We start from the raw sequence: 13915 nt of genomic DNA, 5'->3' as shown, positions 1-13915 counted from the left end.
GTTTCTGTATATTCTTACGGACTTGAGCAGGGCTTTTTGAACATCTGTCAATATGCAACTACTAACGCAGTTTATGCATCTTGATGTGAAAACACGCCGTTTATCGCTAGTAAGCGACCGCCTGCGCGTATTTTTGTGCAAACCGTGGAGCGTCCCCGCAACGCAGCGGCGCCGCCCGGACGCAAATCGCCCGGACGGCGTCGTTGGAATCGCAGGTTATCGAACTCGAATCGAGCGCCCTCTCCCCAAAAAGGAGAAGAAGACGCCTGCACATGGTCGCCATGCATGCAAACGCGGGCGCTTGGGCGAGAAGGCCCGGGCGCCCACGCCAAGGCCTATAGGACGAGCAGCGCCCCCGTGCACACGACCACGCTCGCCACCGCGATCGCGATGATGGGAACCAGCGCCCATTTGAGCCACGTGGGATATTGGACGCGCGCGAGCAGCAGACCGGGCAGGAACACGGCGGTGGGGCTGAACAGGTTGGCGAGACCGTTCGCGGCGCAGAAGATCGTGATGACGACCTCGGGCGCAAAGCCCAGATTCGCCGCCAGCGGCCCCAGGATGGGCATGGAGATGGTCGCGAGCGCGGAGGTCGAGGTGATGACCACCGACAGGCCCAGATACACCAGATAGCTGATGGGCCCGAACGCCAGGGCGGAGGTTCCCTCGAGCGCGGTGGACGCGGAATCGAGGATGACCATGTCGAGGCCGGTCTGCCCCATGAGGATCGAGATGGCGCGCGAGAGGCCCACCATGAGCGCGACGCCGATCATGTCCGCGGCACCGTCGAGGAAACCGTCGACGATCTCGTTCTCGCGCAGGCCGCCGAACACGCCGATCACGATGGCCATGAGGAAGAACCAGATGGACGCGTCGTTGAAGTACCACTCGCCCAGCGGGTTGCCCGTGAGCAGGCCGCTCCAGGGCATGACGGTCCACGCCTCGGCGGCCTCGTCGTACACGCCGCCCGCCGTGAAGATGTCGACGCCAAAATCGGCCCAGGGGATAAAGCCGCAGATCATGATGACGAAGGAGACGCCGAACAGCGCCAGGGCGACCTTGCGCTTGGCGGTGAACTCCAGGGCGGCCGGGCCGTCCGCCGCGGAGGCGGCACCCTCGCCGTATGCCTCCTCCGCCGCATGGCGCTCCTGCAGGGACAAGATGGTGGAACCCTTGTCGCGGCGCACGCGGTTGGCGTAGCGCAGGATGAAGAATAGCGAGATAGCGTAGCTCACGACGGTCAGGATCGCGCCGAGGGCGATCACGATGCCCTGGTTGACCTCGATGCCCACGCTGGCGAGCGAGTCGGTGGCCACACCGCACGCAAACGGGTTCACCGTGGAACCCAGGCATCCCACACCAGCGCCGAGCAGCACCGTTGCGGCGGCGACCATGGTGTCGAAGCCCGCGGCGAACATGGTCGCGGCGAGCAGGCCGTAAAACGGAATCGTCTCCTCGCAAAAGCCGTACGTAGAGCCGAGCAACGCAAAGATCGCCATGATCACGGCGATGAGCACCGTCTCGCGTCCGTGGAGCCTGCGCACGAGGGCAGCGATGCCCGCGTCGAGGGCTCCCAGCTTATTGACGATGCCCAAGCACCCGCCCAAGATCAGCAGGAAGAGCGACACCTCGATGCCGTCCAAGAAGCCCAGCACGGGCGAGGCGAGGATGTCGCTCACGCTCGCAGCAGTCACGCCCGGGACGAACTGCGCGAGGACGATCGTCGCCAACCCGACGAGCAGCGTGATGGCGATCAGGATGGTGTAGGAGGAGATCATGACCTTTTCTTTTGCGGTCTTTCCCCCTGACGTTTCTGACATGGAATGCCTCCATTCGATAGACCGACTCCCCGGAACGCCGCAGCCGCGCCGGGGTCCGACCAAAGGGTACCGCGCGCCCGCCCGAACCTCAAACCAAAGACGGCCTTGCGGGCACCCCGCGCCCGCGCCCGCAAGGCTCCATGCGCATGGCGTTTCCGGCCTTGTGCGCGAAACGTGCCCTTATGCGAACGAGGGAGCGGCACCAGGGGGCCTTCCGGTATCATGGGTGAGATTTCGCGTCCTCGACGCATGAAGATTCACGAGCAGACGGTGGTGCACCTATGGAACATGCGATGCCATACCTCTTTGTGGCTGCCGCGGCCTTCCTTGCCACCTACCTGTGCGTTCCCATCGCAAAGCGCCTCGCGCAGCGCTGGGGGGCCATCGACTACCCCTCCAAGCGCCGCATCAACACCACGCCCATCCCGCGCCTGGGGGGACTCGCCGTCTTTGCGGGGCTCTGCTGCGCGCTCATCGTCGAGATCGCGGGCATCAAGCTGCTGGGCTGGCCGCCCATCCTGATTCCCCACCCCAGCATGAGCATCAACTATCCCCTGCTCGGCGTCGCCTTCCTCATCGTCGTCGCGACGGGTGCCGTGGACGACGTGCGCTCCCTCAGCCCCAAGAAGAAGCTCCTCGGTCAGGTGCTCGCCGCATGCGTCGCCGCCTCGGCGGGCCTGCTCATAGGCCGGGTCGTCAACCCGCTCGTCCCGGGCACCGAGATCGACTTGGGGCTCATCGCCTACCCCATCACGGTCATCTACCTGGTGGCGTTCACCAACATCATCAACCTCATCGACGGGCTCGACGGGCTCGCCGCGGGCATCTCCGGCATCGCGTCGCTCTCCATGTTCTCCTTCGCCGTCCTTTCCGGCCGCTTGGACGCCGCCACGCTCTCCATCGCGCTCTTTGGCGCCTGCCTCGCGTTCCTGCGGTACAACTTCCACCCCGCCACCATCTTTTTGGGCGACTCCGGCTCGCTGCTTTTGGGCTTTGGGCTGGGTACCATCTCGCTGCTCAACGTGAGCCGCACCGCCGCGCTCACCTCGCTCATCATCCCGCTCATCGTGGCCGGCGTGCCCATCCTCGACACCCTGTCCGCCATCGTGCGCCGCCGCCGCGCGCACGTAAGCATCGGCCAGGCCGACAAGGGGCACATCCACCATCGCCTCATCCAAGAGGGCTACGACCAGCGGCAGGCGGTGCTGCTCATCTACGGCTGGTGCCTGCTGCTCTCGCTCGGCGCGGTGATCATCAACCAGGTCTCCGTGGGTCCCCGCATCGTCATCTTCCTCGTGCTGCTCGCATGCTCGGCGCTGTTCGCGACGCGCTTGCATCTGTTCGAGCCGGTCTTGCGGCACCATTACAACCCCAAGACCAAGCGCGATGAGATCGTCACGCCCGAAGACCCCGGTTTTGCCGACGAGAAGCGCGCGGCGGCCGAGGCGCACGAGGAGCGCATCGAGCGGCTCGGGGAGCTCCTGCCGGGCAAGGGGCCGCACCGCAGTCGCGATGCGCACGCCCGCGAGGACGACTGACCCCGCCCCGTCCGCGAGAGCACGCCGCGCGCCCATCCGCCTTGCGAACTCCGCGCGACGTGAGACCCTGCCCATCCCCCGCGCCCGCGCGTTTGCCGCGCAGCGCGCACAGCGCACCCGTCCGCACGCACCCGTCCACATCAAGGCCCGCACGGGCACATGTAAAGGAGAGACCATGCCCAACGAACTCAGCTACGACGTGAGCCTCAAGCGCAGCAACGAGATCCGCGCCGACCTGCCCCTGCACCCCGAGAAGTACACCATGCTCACGGGCGACCGCCCCACCGGCCGCCTGCACCTGGGCCACTACTTCGGCACCCTCAAGAGCCGCGTCGAGCTGCAGGAGCTGGGCGTCCACACCAACGTGCTCATCGCCGACTACCAGGTCATCACCGACCGCGACTCCACCGAGAACATCCAGGACAACGTCTACAACATGGTCATCGACTACCTGGCCTGCGGCCTGGATCCCGACAAGACCATGATCTACACCCACTCCGCCGTGCCGGCCTGCAACCAGCTCATGCTGCCGTTCCTCTCGCTCGTGAGCGAGGCCCTGCTGCAGCGCAACCCCACGGTCAAGGCCGAGATGGAGGCGAGCAACCACGAGCTCACGGGCCTGCTTCTCACCTACCCGGTGCACCAGGCCTGCGACATCCTGTTCTGCAAGGGCAACGTGGTGCCCGTGGGCCGCGACCAGCTGCCGCACATCGAGCTCACCCGCACCATCGCGCGCAAGTTCAACAACCGCTTTGGCAACGTGTTCCCCGAGGTCGATGCGCTGCTGTCCGACACGCCGCTGCTGCCGGGCCTGGACGGCCGCAAGATGAGCAAGTCCTACGGCAACGCCATCAACATCTCCATGACCGCCGAGGAGACCGCCAAGCGCATTAAGAAAAGCCAGACCGACGGCGAGCGCATGATCACGTTCGACCCCGAGGCGCGCCCCGGCGTGTCCGGCCTGCTCTCCACCGCCGCCATCTGCACCGGCCGCTCCGAGGTCGAGATCGCCGAGGAGATCGGCATGGGCGGCTCCGGTCAGCTCAAGAAGTACGTGACCGAGAGCGTGAACGAGTACTTCGCCCCCATCCGCGAGCGCCGCGCCGAGCTCGAGCGCGACCTGGACTACGTGAAGGATGTGCTGCACGAGGGCAATCGCCGCGCCAACGAGGTCGCCGAGGCGACGCTTGCCGAGGTCCGCGAGGCCATGGGCATGGTGTACTAACGCCTATTCGCTCCCAGCGGCCCGTAGGGCCGGCGCACGCGCAATTCGCAGCTCGCAGACCGCGCATAAACAGAGCCATTCAATTTGAGTATGAGGTGGGCGATAATGTGCCCACCTCATTTTTCCAAACGAAGGGGGTCCGCGTGTACCGACTTGTTGCCAGCGATATGGACGAGACGTTTCTCGATTCGAACCATGCCATCCCTCCGGCCAACCTGCGCGCGCTGCGCCGCATGAGGGAGCTCGGCGTTTTGTTCGTCCCTTCAAGCGGACGTTGGTACTCCTCCATCATGGACAACTTCCCGGGCGAGGCGCGCGAGCTGCTCGAGGGAAGCTACGTGCTGTCGTACAACGGCGGCTTCATCAACCGCGTGGGCGACCCTGAACCCCTCACGACCTACGGGCTCTCGCGCACATGCGCCGAGGAGCTCTACGCCCGTGGACGCGAGCTGGGCCTGGCGATGCACATCAACGTGGCCGACGGGCACGTGTTCGTCCCCGACGCGGACGACGACGAGCGCGCGTACCTCGCCTCGATCTCGGGCGTGACCCACGTGAACAGCAAGGACCACCCCGACCTGTCCTTCCTCGAAGGGCGCGACATCGTCAAGATCCTCTACGTCAACCGCGATTTCGACGCGTTGCAGGAGCTCGGGGCCTCGCTTGCCCCCGTGGCTGAGCGCCTGGGTGTGGAGATCACGTTCTCGTCCAAGCGCTACCTGGAGCTCATGCCAGCCGGCGTGAACAAGGGGACGGGCCTGGCGCGCCTGGCGGAGATGCTTGAGATCCCCCTATCCGAGGTCATCGCTGTGGGCGACTCGGCCAACGACCTTTCGATGATCCAAGCCGCGGGCCTGGGCGTGGGCGTGGCCAACGTGACGGACGACGTGCGCCCCTCCTGCGATGTGGTGCTCAACACGACCGGCATGGACGGTGCATTCGAGGAGCTCGTCGAGCGGTTCTTGGAGCGCTGAGCCCGTTTGCCCCCATTGCCCATATAGTGCCATGAAGCCATGGGGCCGTGGTGCCATAGGGTCATATGGGCAAAGGGCCATGGGGTTATGGAGCATTGGGACTTTAGGGCAACGGAAACGGCAAAGCCAAGCGCACAGGACTACAAAGCCGATAGGATTTGGGGCTATGCCGCTATGGAACCTAAAGGGGCAAGGTGCTAAGGAGCCCTGAGGCTACACGGGAAAAGGCCCCAGGGCGAAGGATCACTAAAAGACGGAGCGCCCTGAGGCAGCGCGCCGACAAAAGACGGAAAACCCTAGGGCAAAGGATCGCCAAAAGATGAAGAGGCATGGGGATACACCCTTGAGCGCGCACCCTTGGCCAAACACCCTCGCGCATGCACCCTCGGGCACGTACCCTTGGGCAAACACCCTCGCACACGCACCCAAATGCAAAAGGCTCTGCCATTGTAACCGTTGGTTAACTTATGGAAATACCGTGTGGGGCTCTTTCAGCGCTCATAGCTGCAAAAGAGTTTTATATAGTTAACTTGTCGAAGGCACAGGCGATACGGACGCCTTCACAACATACGAGGCCGCGTCTTCCCTCCCCTCTGCGTGGCCTGTTCACTACCCGAGGGCCGCATGTACCTGCGGTCCTCATTGTGTAGCAAGGGTCCGCGAACCCCGCGAGGCCCCGGATGAGGCGCGCGCGTTTTACCTAGACGAGCACTCGACTAGACGAGAGTCTCGAGCGCATCCACGGCGCGATCGGCCATCGACCGTTGACGCGGACCGCGCCGATACCATGTGCGCAAGTCCTCAAGGGTGCTGCCCGCCGCGTAGACCTTGTGCCTCTTGCCGTTCTTCGCAGTCACCACGCAGCGGTCGCCGCTCTCGGTTCCCTCGACGGCGGAAAGCCTCTTGATGTAATCGCGCCTGAACGCCACGATGCGCGCGTTGCTGATCGACACGAACCAGTCATCGTCCTCGAACTCCGTGCCGGTGGCGCCGTGCTCCGCCATCTCCTGCGCGAACGAGAACCCGAGCTCACGCTCCTGCAGGGTGATCTCGTACGCGCCGCGGATGGGCATGCTCAGCATGATGAGGGGCAACAGGCCGCCGATGAGGATAAACAGGAACGGAATGATGACCAGCAACCCTGCACCTTCATCGGTGAACAGCGCCATGAATGCGATGACCAGGGAGAACACCACCGCCATGCCAACGAACACGAGCGTGAGCGGCTTGATGGCCGCCCAACATAGGCGGGCCTTGGTCATGGGAGCCTGAACGGCGTCGGCGACCTCGATGCCTTCTTGCGCCAAACGGGCCAGCAAGTTGGTGGCGCACGTACCTTCCAAGTTGACCGTGGCGAGTTTGCGCTCGCCCCCGCAATCGCCCGCATACAGCACGACCGACATCATCTGCGTGTGGAGAGTTGCGCGGGTGATCTGGGAAAACGTTGCGCGCTTGCGCCTACCGAGAGCCGTGCGAATGGCGATGTGCTCGCCATCGACGTCCAAGCGAGGCAGGCTCACCAGGGCCCATATACCCATGCCGGCGAGCGCCATGGCATGGCCGAACCACACGAGTGCATGGTCCCAAATGCCCAGCGAAAGACCCTGCCACACATAGACCGCGAGCATGATCAGCTCGAACAAAACGGCACATGCGGCAAGGATCACACGCGGGGCGGCGGGCATCCGCACGGTAAAGTGCTCAAGGCTGTCAGTGGCCTCCTTGCGCTCGCGAGCGGCGCGGCGAGCAATCCACGCCGTGAGCGGCCCGACAATGAGCACGAGCATCGCCACGCGTAGAAACGATTCGAACAGATCGCCCATGAGGTGTCCTCCGTTGCAGCCGCTACCGGGTGCACCACACCCTACCATTCCGATGGGCTGTGACGTCTGTCGCTTCGGCGAGCGGCATGCGACCCGACCCGGCCGTCTGGCGTCGGCAAGTAGGGCAAGGGCCACTTCGGTAAGTGGCATGCGACTCGTCCCGCGCACACCTGACGTCGGCAAGGCATGTTTGCCTCAACAAGCCGCTCAACCTTGGTGCGTTTCTAGAACTTTAATGTGCTTCTGCAGCTTCGATGCACCCGCTCAACCTTGGTACACCCGCTCAACCATGGTGCATCCGCTCAACTTCGATGCACCTGCTCAACTTCGATGCGCCCGTTCAGTTTCGATGCACTTTTATATCTTCGATGCACTTTACGACCATGATTGCAGCGTCAAACGGTCGTCAGGTGCACCGAGTTTTAAAAAGTGCATTGAACTTCGAGAAGTGCACCGAATTTCATGAAGTGCATCAAGCCTCAAGAAGCGCATCAGGTCTCAGGAACCGCATCGGGCTTCACGAAACGTATCGGGCCCCGCGAAACGCATCAAGCCTCGAGAAGTGCATTGAGCTTCAAAAGCGCATCGATCCTCACGGGGCGCATCGGGCTTCAAAAAGTGCGCCAGGCCTCAAAAAGCGCATCAGGTCTCAAGAACCGCATCGGGCCTCAGGAAGCGCACTGAGGATGCAGCACCGGACGCTCAGACCGTCGCACCGCGAAGACCCCAACGAGACGCCCGGCTCCAACACGCCTCGAAAGTCACCGACCCCGTACATATCCCCAGTTCACAGGCGTGTACAACAAATTTTGCAGCGCCGAACTCAACCTTTTGCGTAAGATGTACAACAGATTCGATAGCGCACCTGGCACTTCTGCGGGACGCTCCTTCACGACCGGGAGGTGACGATGGACATCAGCAACCAAATCAAGACGAGGCGTGAGGCGATGGGGATCTCACAGGAGCAGCTCGCCGAGAAACTCTACGTATCGCGCCAGACGATCTCGAATTGGGAGCGGAACAAGACGTACCCGGACGTACAGAGCCTGCTCATGCTGAGCATCCTGTTCGACACCTCCATAGACACGCTCGTGAAGGGAGACGTGACCATTATGGAAGAGGCCGTCGAGCGGGACCGCAAGCGAATGGGAGCGCAGATGCAGTGGCTGGCCGTGCTGATGCTCGGACTGTTGGCGCTGACGCTCGTGCTGATGCTGACGCCGGCATTCGACTGGATGGAGAGCATCTGGGGCACCAAGGTGTCGTACGCCATCGCCGTCCTGCCAGCGGTGGCAGGACTGGTCGTCGCGGCAGTCATCGACAACATTAAGCGCAAGAACGACCTGGTGACGTACAAGGAGATTCTCGCCTTCATGAACGGTGAGGGCGAAATCGAGCGCAATCCACGCGCACTCCCCCGCCGCGGCTGGGCAGCGCGCCATCGCTTGGCGTACGACATGCTCATGTTCCTCGTTGCCGCGGCGATCGGCGGGGCAATTGGCTACGTGGCCTGGGGGCTGCTACATTAGCAGATGTGCGTACACGGGCATCGGGCACTTGGTGTTCCTCTGCCGGCGACTCCAACACTACGGTAGCCAGGCGGCGGGCACCACCAACTTGAGGCTTCATTTTACGAAAATCTGAGGCACCCTATGGTTGCAATCCGCAGGTAGATCGAGTGCGAGAAGGCAGTCCCGCACATGGACCGTCATGCCACTTACACCAGGCAGGCGTAATCCTGCGATTGGTGGAAGATGTGCGCGATGACCACCCGGTCGGCAATAACCTTGTACAGAACGGTATATCTCATGACCGCAACAGAGCGATAGCCCCTCGCTGCCAACTCGGGCAGATGGCACAGTTCGAACGCCTCCGGTTGATCCCGCACGATAGAAACCTGCCGCTCAAACTCCGACATGAAATGTCGCGCCGCCTGCGGGCCCCTCAGCACATCCACCAAATACGAAACGATATCGCGATACTCCCGCTGGGCCTCGCGGGAAATGGAGAGCCTATAGGCCATATTCGGCCTTGAGGGCCGTGGCGAACTCGTCGAAGTCGGTGTATTCGCCCCGTTCGATCTCCTGCTCCGCGAGCAGGATGCGAGAGAACAGCTTGGCCTTTGCGACCTCATCGCGCTGAGCGGCCCACTCTTCGGAAGAAAGGCAGTGGAAGGCCTCGTAACCGTTGCGCGTGACGGTGACGCTGCGCTCGCGTTCCACAAGCGACGTGAAAGCCGCCGTATCCTTCATATCGCGCACGGGAACCACGACCGCCATGCTTCGCCCCTTTCTCAAATGTGGCCCAACTATACCACATGCAAGAAAGGTCATGGAAACGCCCTCTTTCCAAGCATGAGGAGAGAGGGCGTTACATACGAAGAAGGCCACGCAGGAAGTCCGAAGCCCTGCCCCACCCGATATGGCGAATGCTCGCGAGGGGAGTTCTTTGAGAAGATGACCACGTGGAACACACGGGGTTCTCCGCTGCCGTCCTACCTCAAATTGGCGCCTGTCCCTAAATTGAGGTCAACAACTTGAATGATTTCCGCAGCCCATCGGCCTTGTGCCGAACAACGGCTAGCATGCCCTCTTATGCCTCACTCGCTGGGGAAGCAACCAGTCCGCACGAGCGCGACCCAGGTCCGTCTCGTACGGATCGATCGAGTCGACAAGCACATCAAGAGCTCCAAGCACTCGACATACGCCCAGCACCGCTTCGAATCCTACGGAGGGGTCTCCTTTTTCCAAGCGGGACAAGGTGGCTCGCGAAATGTTCGCACGACCCGCCAATTCCTGCGAGGTCATTTCCTGAAGCCTGCGCGATGTGGCAACGTGCTCGCCAAATCGTTTAGACGCGAGCTTGATCGATATCGATGTCGGACGCTTCATATAAACTCCAATGTCTCATATCTGAGACATTATACTAGTTAATGTCACAGATGTTAGGCATTAACGAGTTCCACAACTAGAAATCGGAGCGGTATCGCCGCAAAGTCCCCAAGCTTCGGTACATCCACATACATAGCCAACGGCATAAAGCTTCATCGCAGGCCGCACGAGTCAACATAGGCGCAACAGTCCGTTGCTCGACCCGACCAAACAGACACGAGATAATCTCAGCGAAGGCCCGCGCGGGCGACCTGCACGGGCGACCCGCACGACACCCGCTAACCCAACCAAAGGAGCACCACCATGATTCTGCTCAAAGACGTCCTCGTTCAACTCCGCCATGAGCGCGGCCTCACCCAGGAAGAGCTCGCCTCGCGGCTCTACATCACGCGTCAGGCGGTCAGCCGCTGGGAAACCGGCGCAACGGAACCCGGCATCGACATGATCAAACTCATCGCCCGAGAACTCGACGTCCCCGTGATGCGCCTGCTCGACATGCCGGAACACTACTGCCAAAGCTGCGGCATGATGTTCACCGTCCCCGACCAGCACGGCCACGAGGCCGACGGAACCGAAACCGAGGACTTTTGCCGTTGGTGCTACGACCAGGGCGCCTACACGTACGAAACCACGATGGAAGAGATGATCGAGGACTGCGCCCCGCGCATGGCCGAGCATATGGATTGGTCCGTGGATGAATGTGCCTCGCTGCTCGGTGCCATCCTGCCCACGCTGCGCCGGTGGAGCAGCAAGGACGCGTAGCCGCGCCCATTCATCTATTCCTGCATTTGAAATTTCTTGCCAAGTTTTATTTGCATCGATATACTGTCAATGACAATAAAGCTTGGCAAGAGAGGGGATGAGCATGGATAGGAGCGAAGTCCTTGCAAGAAGCCGCATGGATAACCAGCATCGTGACGAACGGGAACGCAGGGTGACCGACAAAGCGTGCACCTGGGGAGCGGTGTCCATGGCAATCTCCGCTGCCGCAATCTTCCTTATCCGCTTGCTCACGAAGGGTGGAAACCCGTACGACCTGCTTGCCATCTTGTTCGCGTACCTCGCCGCCGCGCATGCCTATACATGGAGCAAAAGCAGGTCGCGATGGACGCTCATAACAGCCGTTGCATACACCGTCGGCGCCGCTGCCTTGCTATGCGCCTACGCACTGTTGGGCTGATACCGCCGTGAAGGAATCGCTAACCCTTAAGAACTCGCTGAGGGCGGCTCGCAAAGAACGGGGACTCTCGCAGGCACAGCTTGCCGAGATGACGGGAGTGTCCCGAAACACCATCAGCTCGATCGAAACGGGACAGTTCAACCCCACGGCGAAGCTTGCGCTTGTCCTCTGTATCGCGCTCGACAAGAAATTCGAGGAACTGTTCTATTTCTAGAGACCCGGAATCGTCGGTCATTTCCCGCGATGCTTCCGGCGGCGCTTCTCGCAGCGGAGCTCCCACCGCTCACGCTCGTCCCGTTCATGCGAAAACCGCCTGGTGGAGCGTGCCTCCCCTTTCGCCCGCTCCCGCTCACGCGCCAGGGCCAACTGGGATGCCGTCGAGGCTCCGCGTGCCTTCATGGCTTTCGCGACCTCACGCGCACGGCGCTTGGGATTACCAGCCATGCGCTCCGAACGCGAATCGACGGGTACGCAGGCTTCGCTTAATTGCAGGCTCTCCCAATGCCCAAGCACCCATGCATAGATTTCTTCGTTCGATGGCTCCGCGCCAAACACCACGTGCGCCACGCTCAACTCGCCCCGTTCGACATGCTCAACCATGCCCACCCAAAACTGACCATCGTGATAAACCGTCAGCGTCGATGAGACTTCCCGCTTCCGCATAGCCGCGACCTCCTTCTATGTAGGGCTACGCGAAGAAGGGACAACCAAGGAGGCAGGTTACTGGCGGGCGAACGCCCACGGCCCGACTACCCGACGGGCACCGTGTTTTTATCTTCGATGCACATCAGTATAGTCCCGCTCCCTCTTAGGGTAGTGTCGAAAAAGTTGGTGTAACCCGTCGTTCGGGAACGGGCCGCCGCCAGAATCCATCTGCATCATAGCATCACGCCGCCCTCCTCCCCGTGCCGGCGAGCTCCATCGCCGTCTCGACGATCATGAGGCCCCTCCTGCGCGACGCCTCGCTCTCGACGGGCTCGGGCCCCGCGGGCTCGGCCAGTCTGAGCATGGACTCGGGCGAGATGTAGCGCCTACTCGACCAGTCCTCGTCCTGCTCGGCGCACACGGCGCCCACCAGGCGCAGCATCGACTCCGGGCTCGGGAACACCTGGACCACCCGCGACCTGCGCTTTATCTCCCTGTTCATGCGCTCCTGCACGTTGTTGGTGCGGATGCGGCGCCTGTGCTCGGCGGGGTAGTCCAGGTACGCGAGCGCGTCGGCCTCCGCGTCCTCGAGCAGCGCACCCGCGGCGGCGGACAGCGCGCCGACCGCGTCGATCGCCGCGCGGTACGCCGACCTCACGGTGGCGGGGTCCGACTCGCGGAAGACCGCCTGCATCGCCTTGGCCGCCATCGCCCTATGGCGCTTGGAGGGCAGCAGGGAGCAAACGTCGCGCTCGAGGTGGACGACGCAGCGCTGCCAGCCGGCGCCCGGCAGGCACTCCGAGACCGCGCGGACGAGGCCGGCGTGGGCGTCGCTGACGACGAGGCGCACGCCGTCGAGCCCTCGCTCGCGCAGCCCGCGCAGGAAGCCGAGCCAACCCGCGTAGGTCTCGGTGTCGATCGCCGCGATCCCGAGCATGCGGCGCACGCCGTCGGACCCGACGCCGATCGCGGTGACGACCGCGGTCGACCGCACGCGGCCGTCCCTCCTGCACTTGACGTACGTGGCGTCGAGGAACAGGTACGGCACCTCGATCCCGCCCAGGTCGCGGGACGCCAGCTCGCCGACCTCGGCGTCGAGCGACCTGCACATGGCGCTGACCTGGTCCCTCGAGAGCCTCTCCATGCCCATCTCGCGGGCGATCCGCTCCATCTTCCTCGTCGAGACGCCGTTCGCCCACGACTCCGCGACGGCCGCGGCCACCGCCCGGTCGGCGCGCGAGCAGCGCTCGATTATGCCCTCTGGGAAGTAGGTGCCGGCCCTCAGCTTGGGTATGCGCAGGGTGATGTCGCCGACGGGGGTCGCCAGGCCCCGCTCTCGGTACCCGTTGCGGGCGTTGGCGCCGTCCTCGCACAGCATGTCGGCCTGCGCGTCCATCAACTCGTTGACCATGGACTCGAGCAGGGTCCGGGCCAGCTCCCTCATGTCGAGGAGCCCGTCGCCGTGGGTTGGAAGTTGCCGTGAAGTGTCCATTGCGGCCGTTGCCTTTCTCTTGAATCCATTTCGTGGTTGTAATGAATTCTAGGCAGCGGCCGTCCCTTCATCGACCTTGCTTACACCAACATTTTCGACGTGATCCCTCTTAGCCTCCTGAGCGCAAGGCCACAACATTCTGCTTCGATGCACACTGCATTCCCAATACAATCCTGTCAAAATAGAACATTAGTTCGTATTTATGCTACAATAGAATCAGCGACATGGGCGGTGCCCTCCAAGTCCTTGCAGGGGGTTAGGAGGGTTCCCATGGCGAAAATCACCGCGCTGCTTCTCGCAGCTGCCGTGCTCGTTTTATCGATC

15 protein-coding genes are annotated in these 13915 nt (G+C 62.6%); 8 read left to right on the top strand and 7 right to left on the bottom strand.

Annotated features, from left to right (window positions below; genetic code table 11):
- Positions 1–335 precede the first annotated feature (335 nt).
- Complete coding sequence (locus LK434_RS01710) at positions 336–1823, bottom strand: YfcC family protein (protein WP_006721612.1); 1488 nt, start codon at positions 1821–1823, stop codon at positions 336–338.
- Positions 1824–2116: 293 nt separating this feature from the next.
- On the opposite strand from LK434_RS01710, the gene LK434_RS01705 reads away from it, so the two are divergent.
- The 3 genes from LK434_RS01705 to LK434_RS01695 all read left to right on the top strand — a co-directional run bounded on the left by LK434_RS01705 (position 2117) and on the right by LK434_RS01695 (position 5560).
- Positions 2117–3361 (top strand): MraY family glycosyltransferase, encoded by a 1245-nt coding sequence (locus tag LK434_RS01705; RefSeq protein WP_232212178.1) that lies wholly within the window; start codon positions 2117–2119, stop codon positions 3359–3361.
- 175 nt (positions 3362–3536) lie between these two features.
- Positions 3537–4586 carry a tryptophan--tRNA ligase gene (gene trpS, locus LK434_RS01700; RefSeq protein ID WP_040361369.1) on the top strand — a complete coding sequence of 350 codons (1050 nt, stop codon included), beginning with the start codon at positions 3537–3539 and terminating at the stop codon, positions 4584–4586.
- A gap of 143 nt (positions 4587–4729) precedes the next feature.
- Positions 4730–5560: an HAD-IIB family hydrolase gene (locus LK434_RS01695; RefSeq protein WP_227917793.1), complete on the top strand. Its 831-nt coding sequence runs from the start codon at positions 4730–4732 to the stop codon at positions 5558–5560.
- A 716-nt stretch (positions 5561–6276) separates the two neighbouring features.
- Here LK434_RS01695 and LK434_RS01690 read toward each other — a convergent pair.
- Positions 6277–7383, bottom strand: coding sequence for a hypothetical protein (locus LK434_RS01690; RefSeq protein ID WP_006721616.1), 1107 nt, complete (start codon positions 7381–7383; stop codon positions 6277–6279).
- A gap of 462 nt (positions 7384–7845) precedes the next feature.
- Between LK434_RS01690 and LK434_RS01685 the strand changes: the two genes are divergently transcribed.
- Together LK434_RS01685 and LK434_RS01680 are read left to right on the top strand one after the other, a co-directional pair.
- Positions 7846–8067, top strand: coding sequence for a hypothetical protein (locus tag LK434_RS01685; RefSeq protein ID WP_148334628.1), 222 nt, complete (start codon positions 7846–7848; stop codon positions 8065–8067).
- A 224-nt stretch (positions 8068–8291) separates the two neighbouring features.
- Entirely contained in the window at positions 8292–8912 is a 621-nt protein-coding gene (locus LK434_RS01680) for a helix-turn-helix transcriptional regulator (RefSeq protein ID WP_006721618.1), read from the top strand.
- A 188-nt stretch (positions 8913–9100) separates the two neighbouring features.
- Here the strand turns inward: LK434_RS01680 and LK434_RS01675 are convergent, their stop codons facing one another.
- From LK434_RS01675 to LK434_RS01665, 3 genes are all read right to left on the bottom strand, one after another.
- Positions 9101–9406 (bottom strand): type II toxin-antitoxin system RelE/ParE family toxin, encoded by a 306-nt coding sequence (locus LK434_RS01675; protein WP_006721619.1) that lies wholly within the window; start codon positions 9404–9406, stop codon positions 9101–9103.
- Positions 9396–9662: a hypothetical protein gene (locus LK434_RS01670; RefSeq protein ID WP_006721620.1), complete on the bottom strand. Its 267-nt coding sequence runs from the start codon at positions 9660–9662 to the stop codon at positions 9396–9398. Before LK434_RS01670 ends, LK434_RS01675 begins: the two co-directional genes overlap by 11 nt.
- Positions 9663–9962: 300 nt before the next feature.
- A complete protein-coding gene (locus tag LK434_RS01665) occupies positions 9963–10274 on the bottom strand; it encodes a helix-turn-helix domain-containing protein (RefSeq protein ID WP_006721621.1) in 312 nt (103 codons plus the stop codon).
- A gap of 303 nt (positions 10275–10577) precedes the next feature.
- Between LK434_RS01665 and LK434_RS01660 the strand changes: the two genes are divergently transcribed.
- From LK434_RS01660 to LK434_RS01650, 3 genes are all read left to right on the top strand, one after another.
- Entirely contained in the window at positions 10578–11036 is a 459-nt protein-coding gene (locus tag LK434_RS01660) for a zinc ribbon domain-containing protein (protein WP_006721622.1), read from the top strand.
- Positions 11037–11133: 97 nt separating this feature from the next.
- The gene (locus LK434_RS01655; protein WP_006721623.1) at positions 11134–11454 is read left to right on the top strand and encodes a DUF6442 family protein; all 321 of its coding nucleotides are present in this window, start codon (positions 11134–11136) and stop codon (positions 11452–11454) included.
- Positions 11455–11461: 7 nt separating this feature from the next.
- Positions 11462–11668: a helix-turn-helix transcriptional regulator gene (locus LK434_RS01650; RefSeq protein WP_006721624.1), complete on the top strand. Its 207-nt coding sequence runs from the start codon at positions 11462–11464 to the stop codon at positions 11666–11668.
- Positions 11669–11685: 17 nt separating this feature from the next.
- Here the strand turns inward: LK434_RS01650 and LK434_RS01645 are convergent, their stop codons facing one another.
- Positions 11686–12117 (bottom strand): YjdF family protein, encoded by a 432-nt coding sequence (locus LK434_RS01645; RefSeq protein ID WP_006721625.1) that lies wholly within the window; start codon positions 12115–12117, stop codon positions 11686–11688.
- 223 nt (positions 12118–12340) lie between these two features.
- Positions 12341–13591: an IS256 family transposase gene (locus tag LK434_RS01640; RefSeq protein ID WP_227917792.1), complete on the bottom strand. Its 1251-nt coding sequence runs from the start codon at positions 13589–13591 to the stop codon at positions 12341–12343.
- Between the last annotated feature and the right edge of the window lie 324 nt (positions 13592–13915).

The organism is Collinsella stercoris DSM 13279 (assembly GCF_020735465.1).
GTDB classification, from domain to species: domain Bacteria; phylum Actinomycetota; class Coriobacteriia; order Coriobacteriales; family Coriobacteriaceae; genus Collinsella; species Collinsella stercoris.
This window is presented reverse-complemented; position numbering and strand designations above follow the sequence as displayed.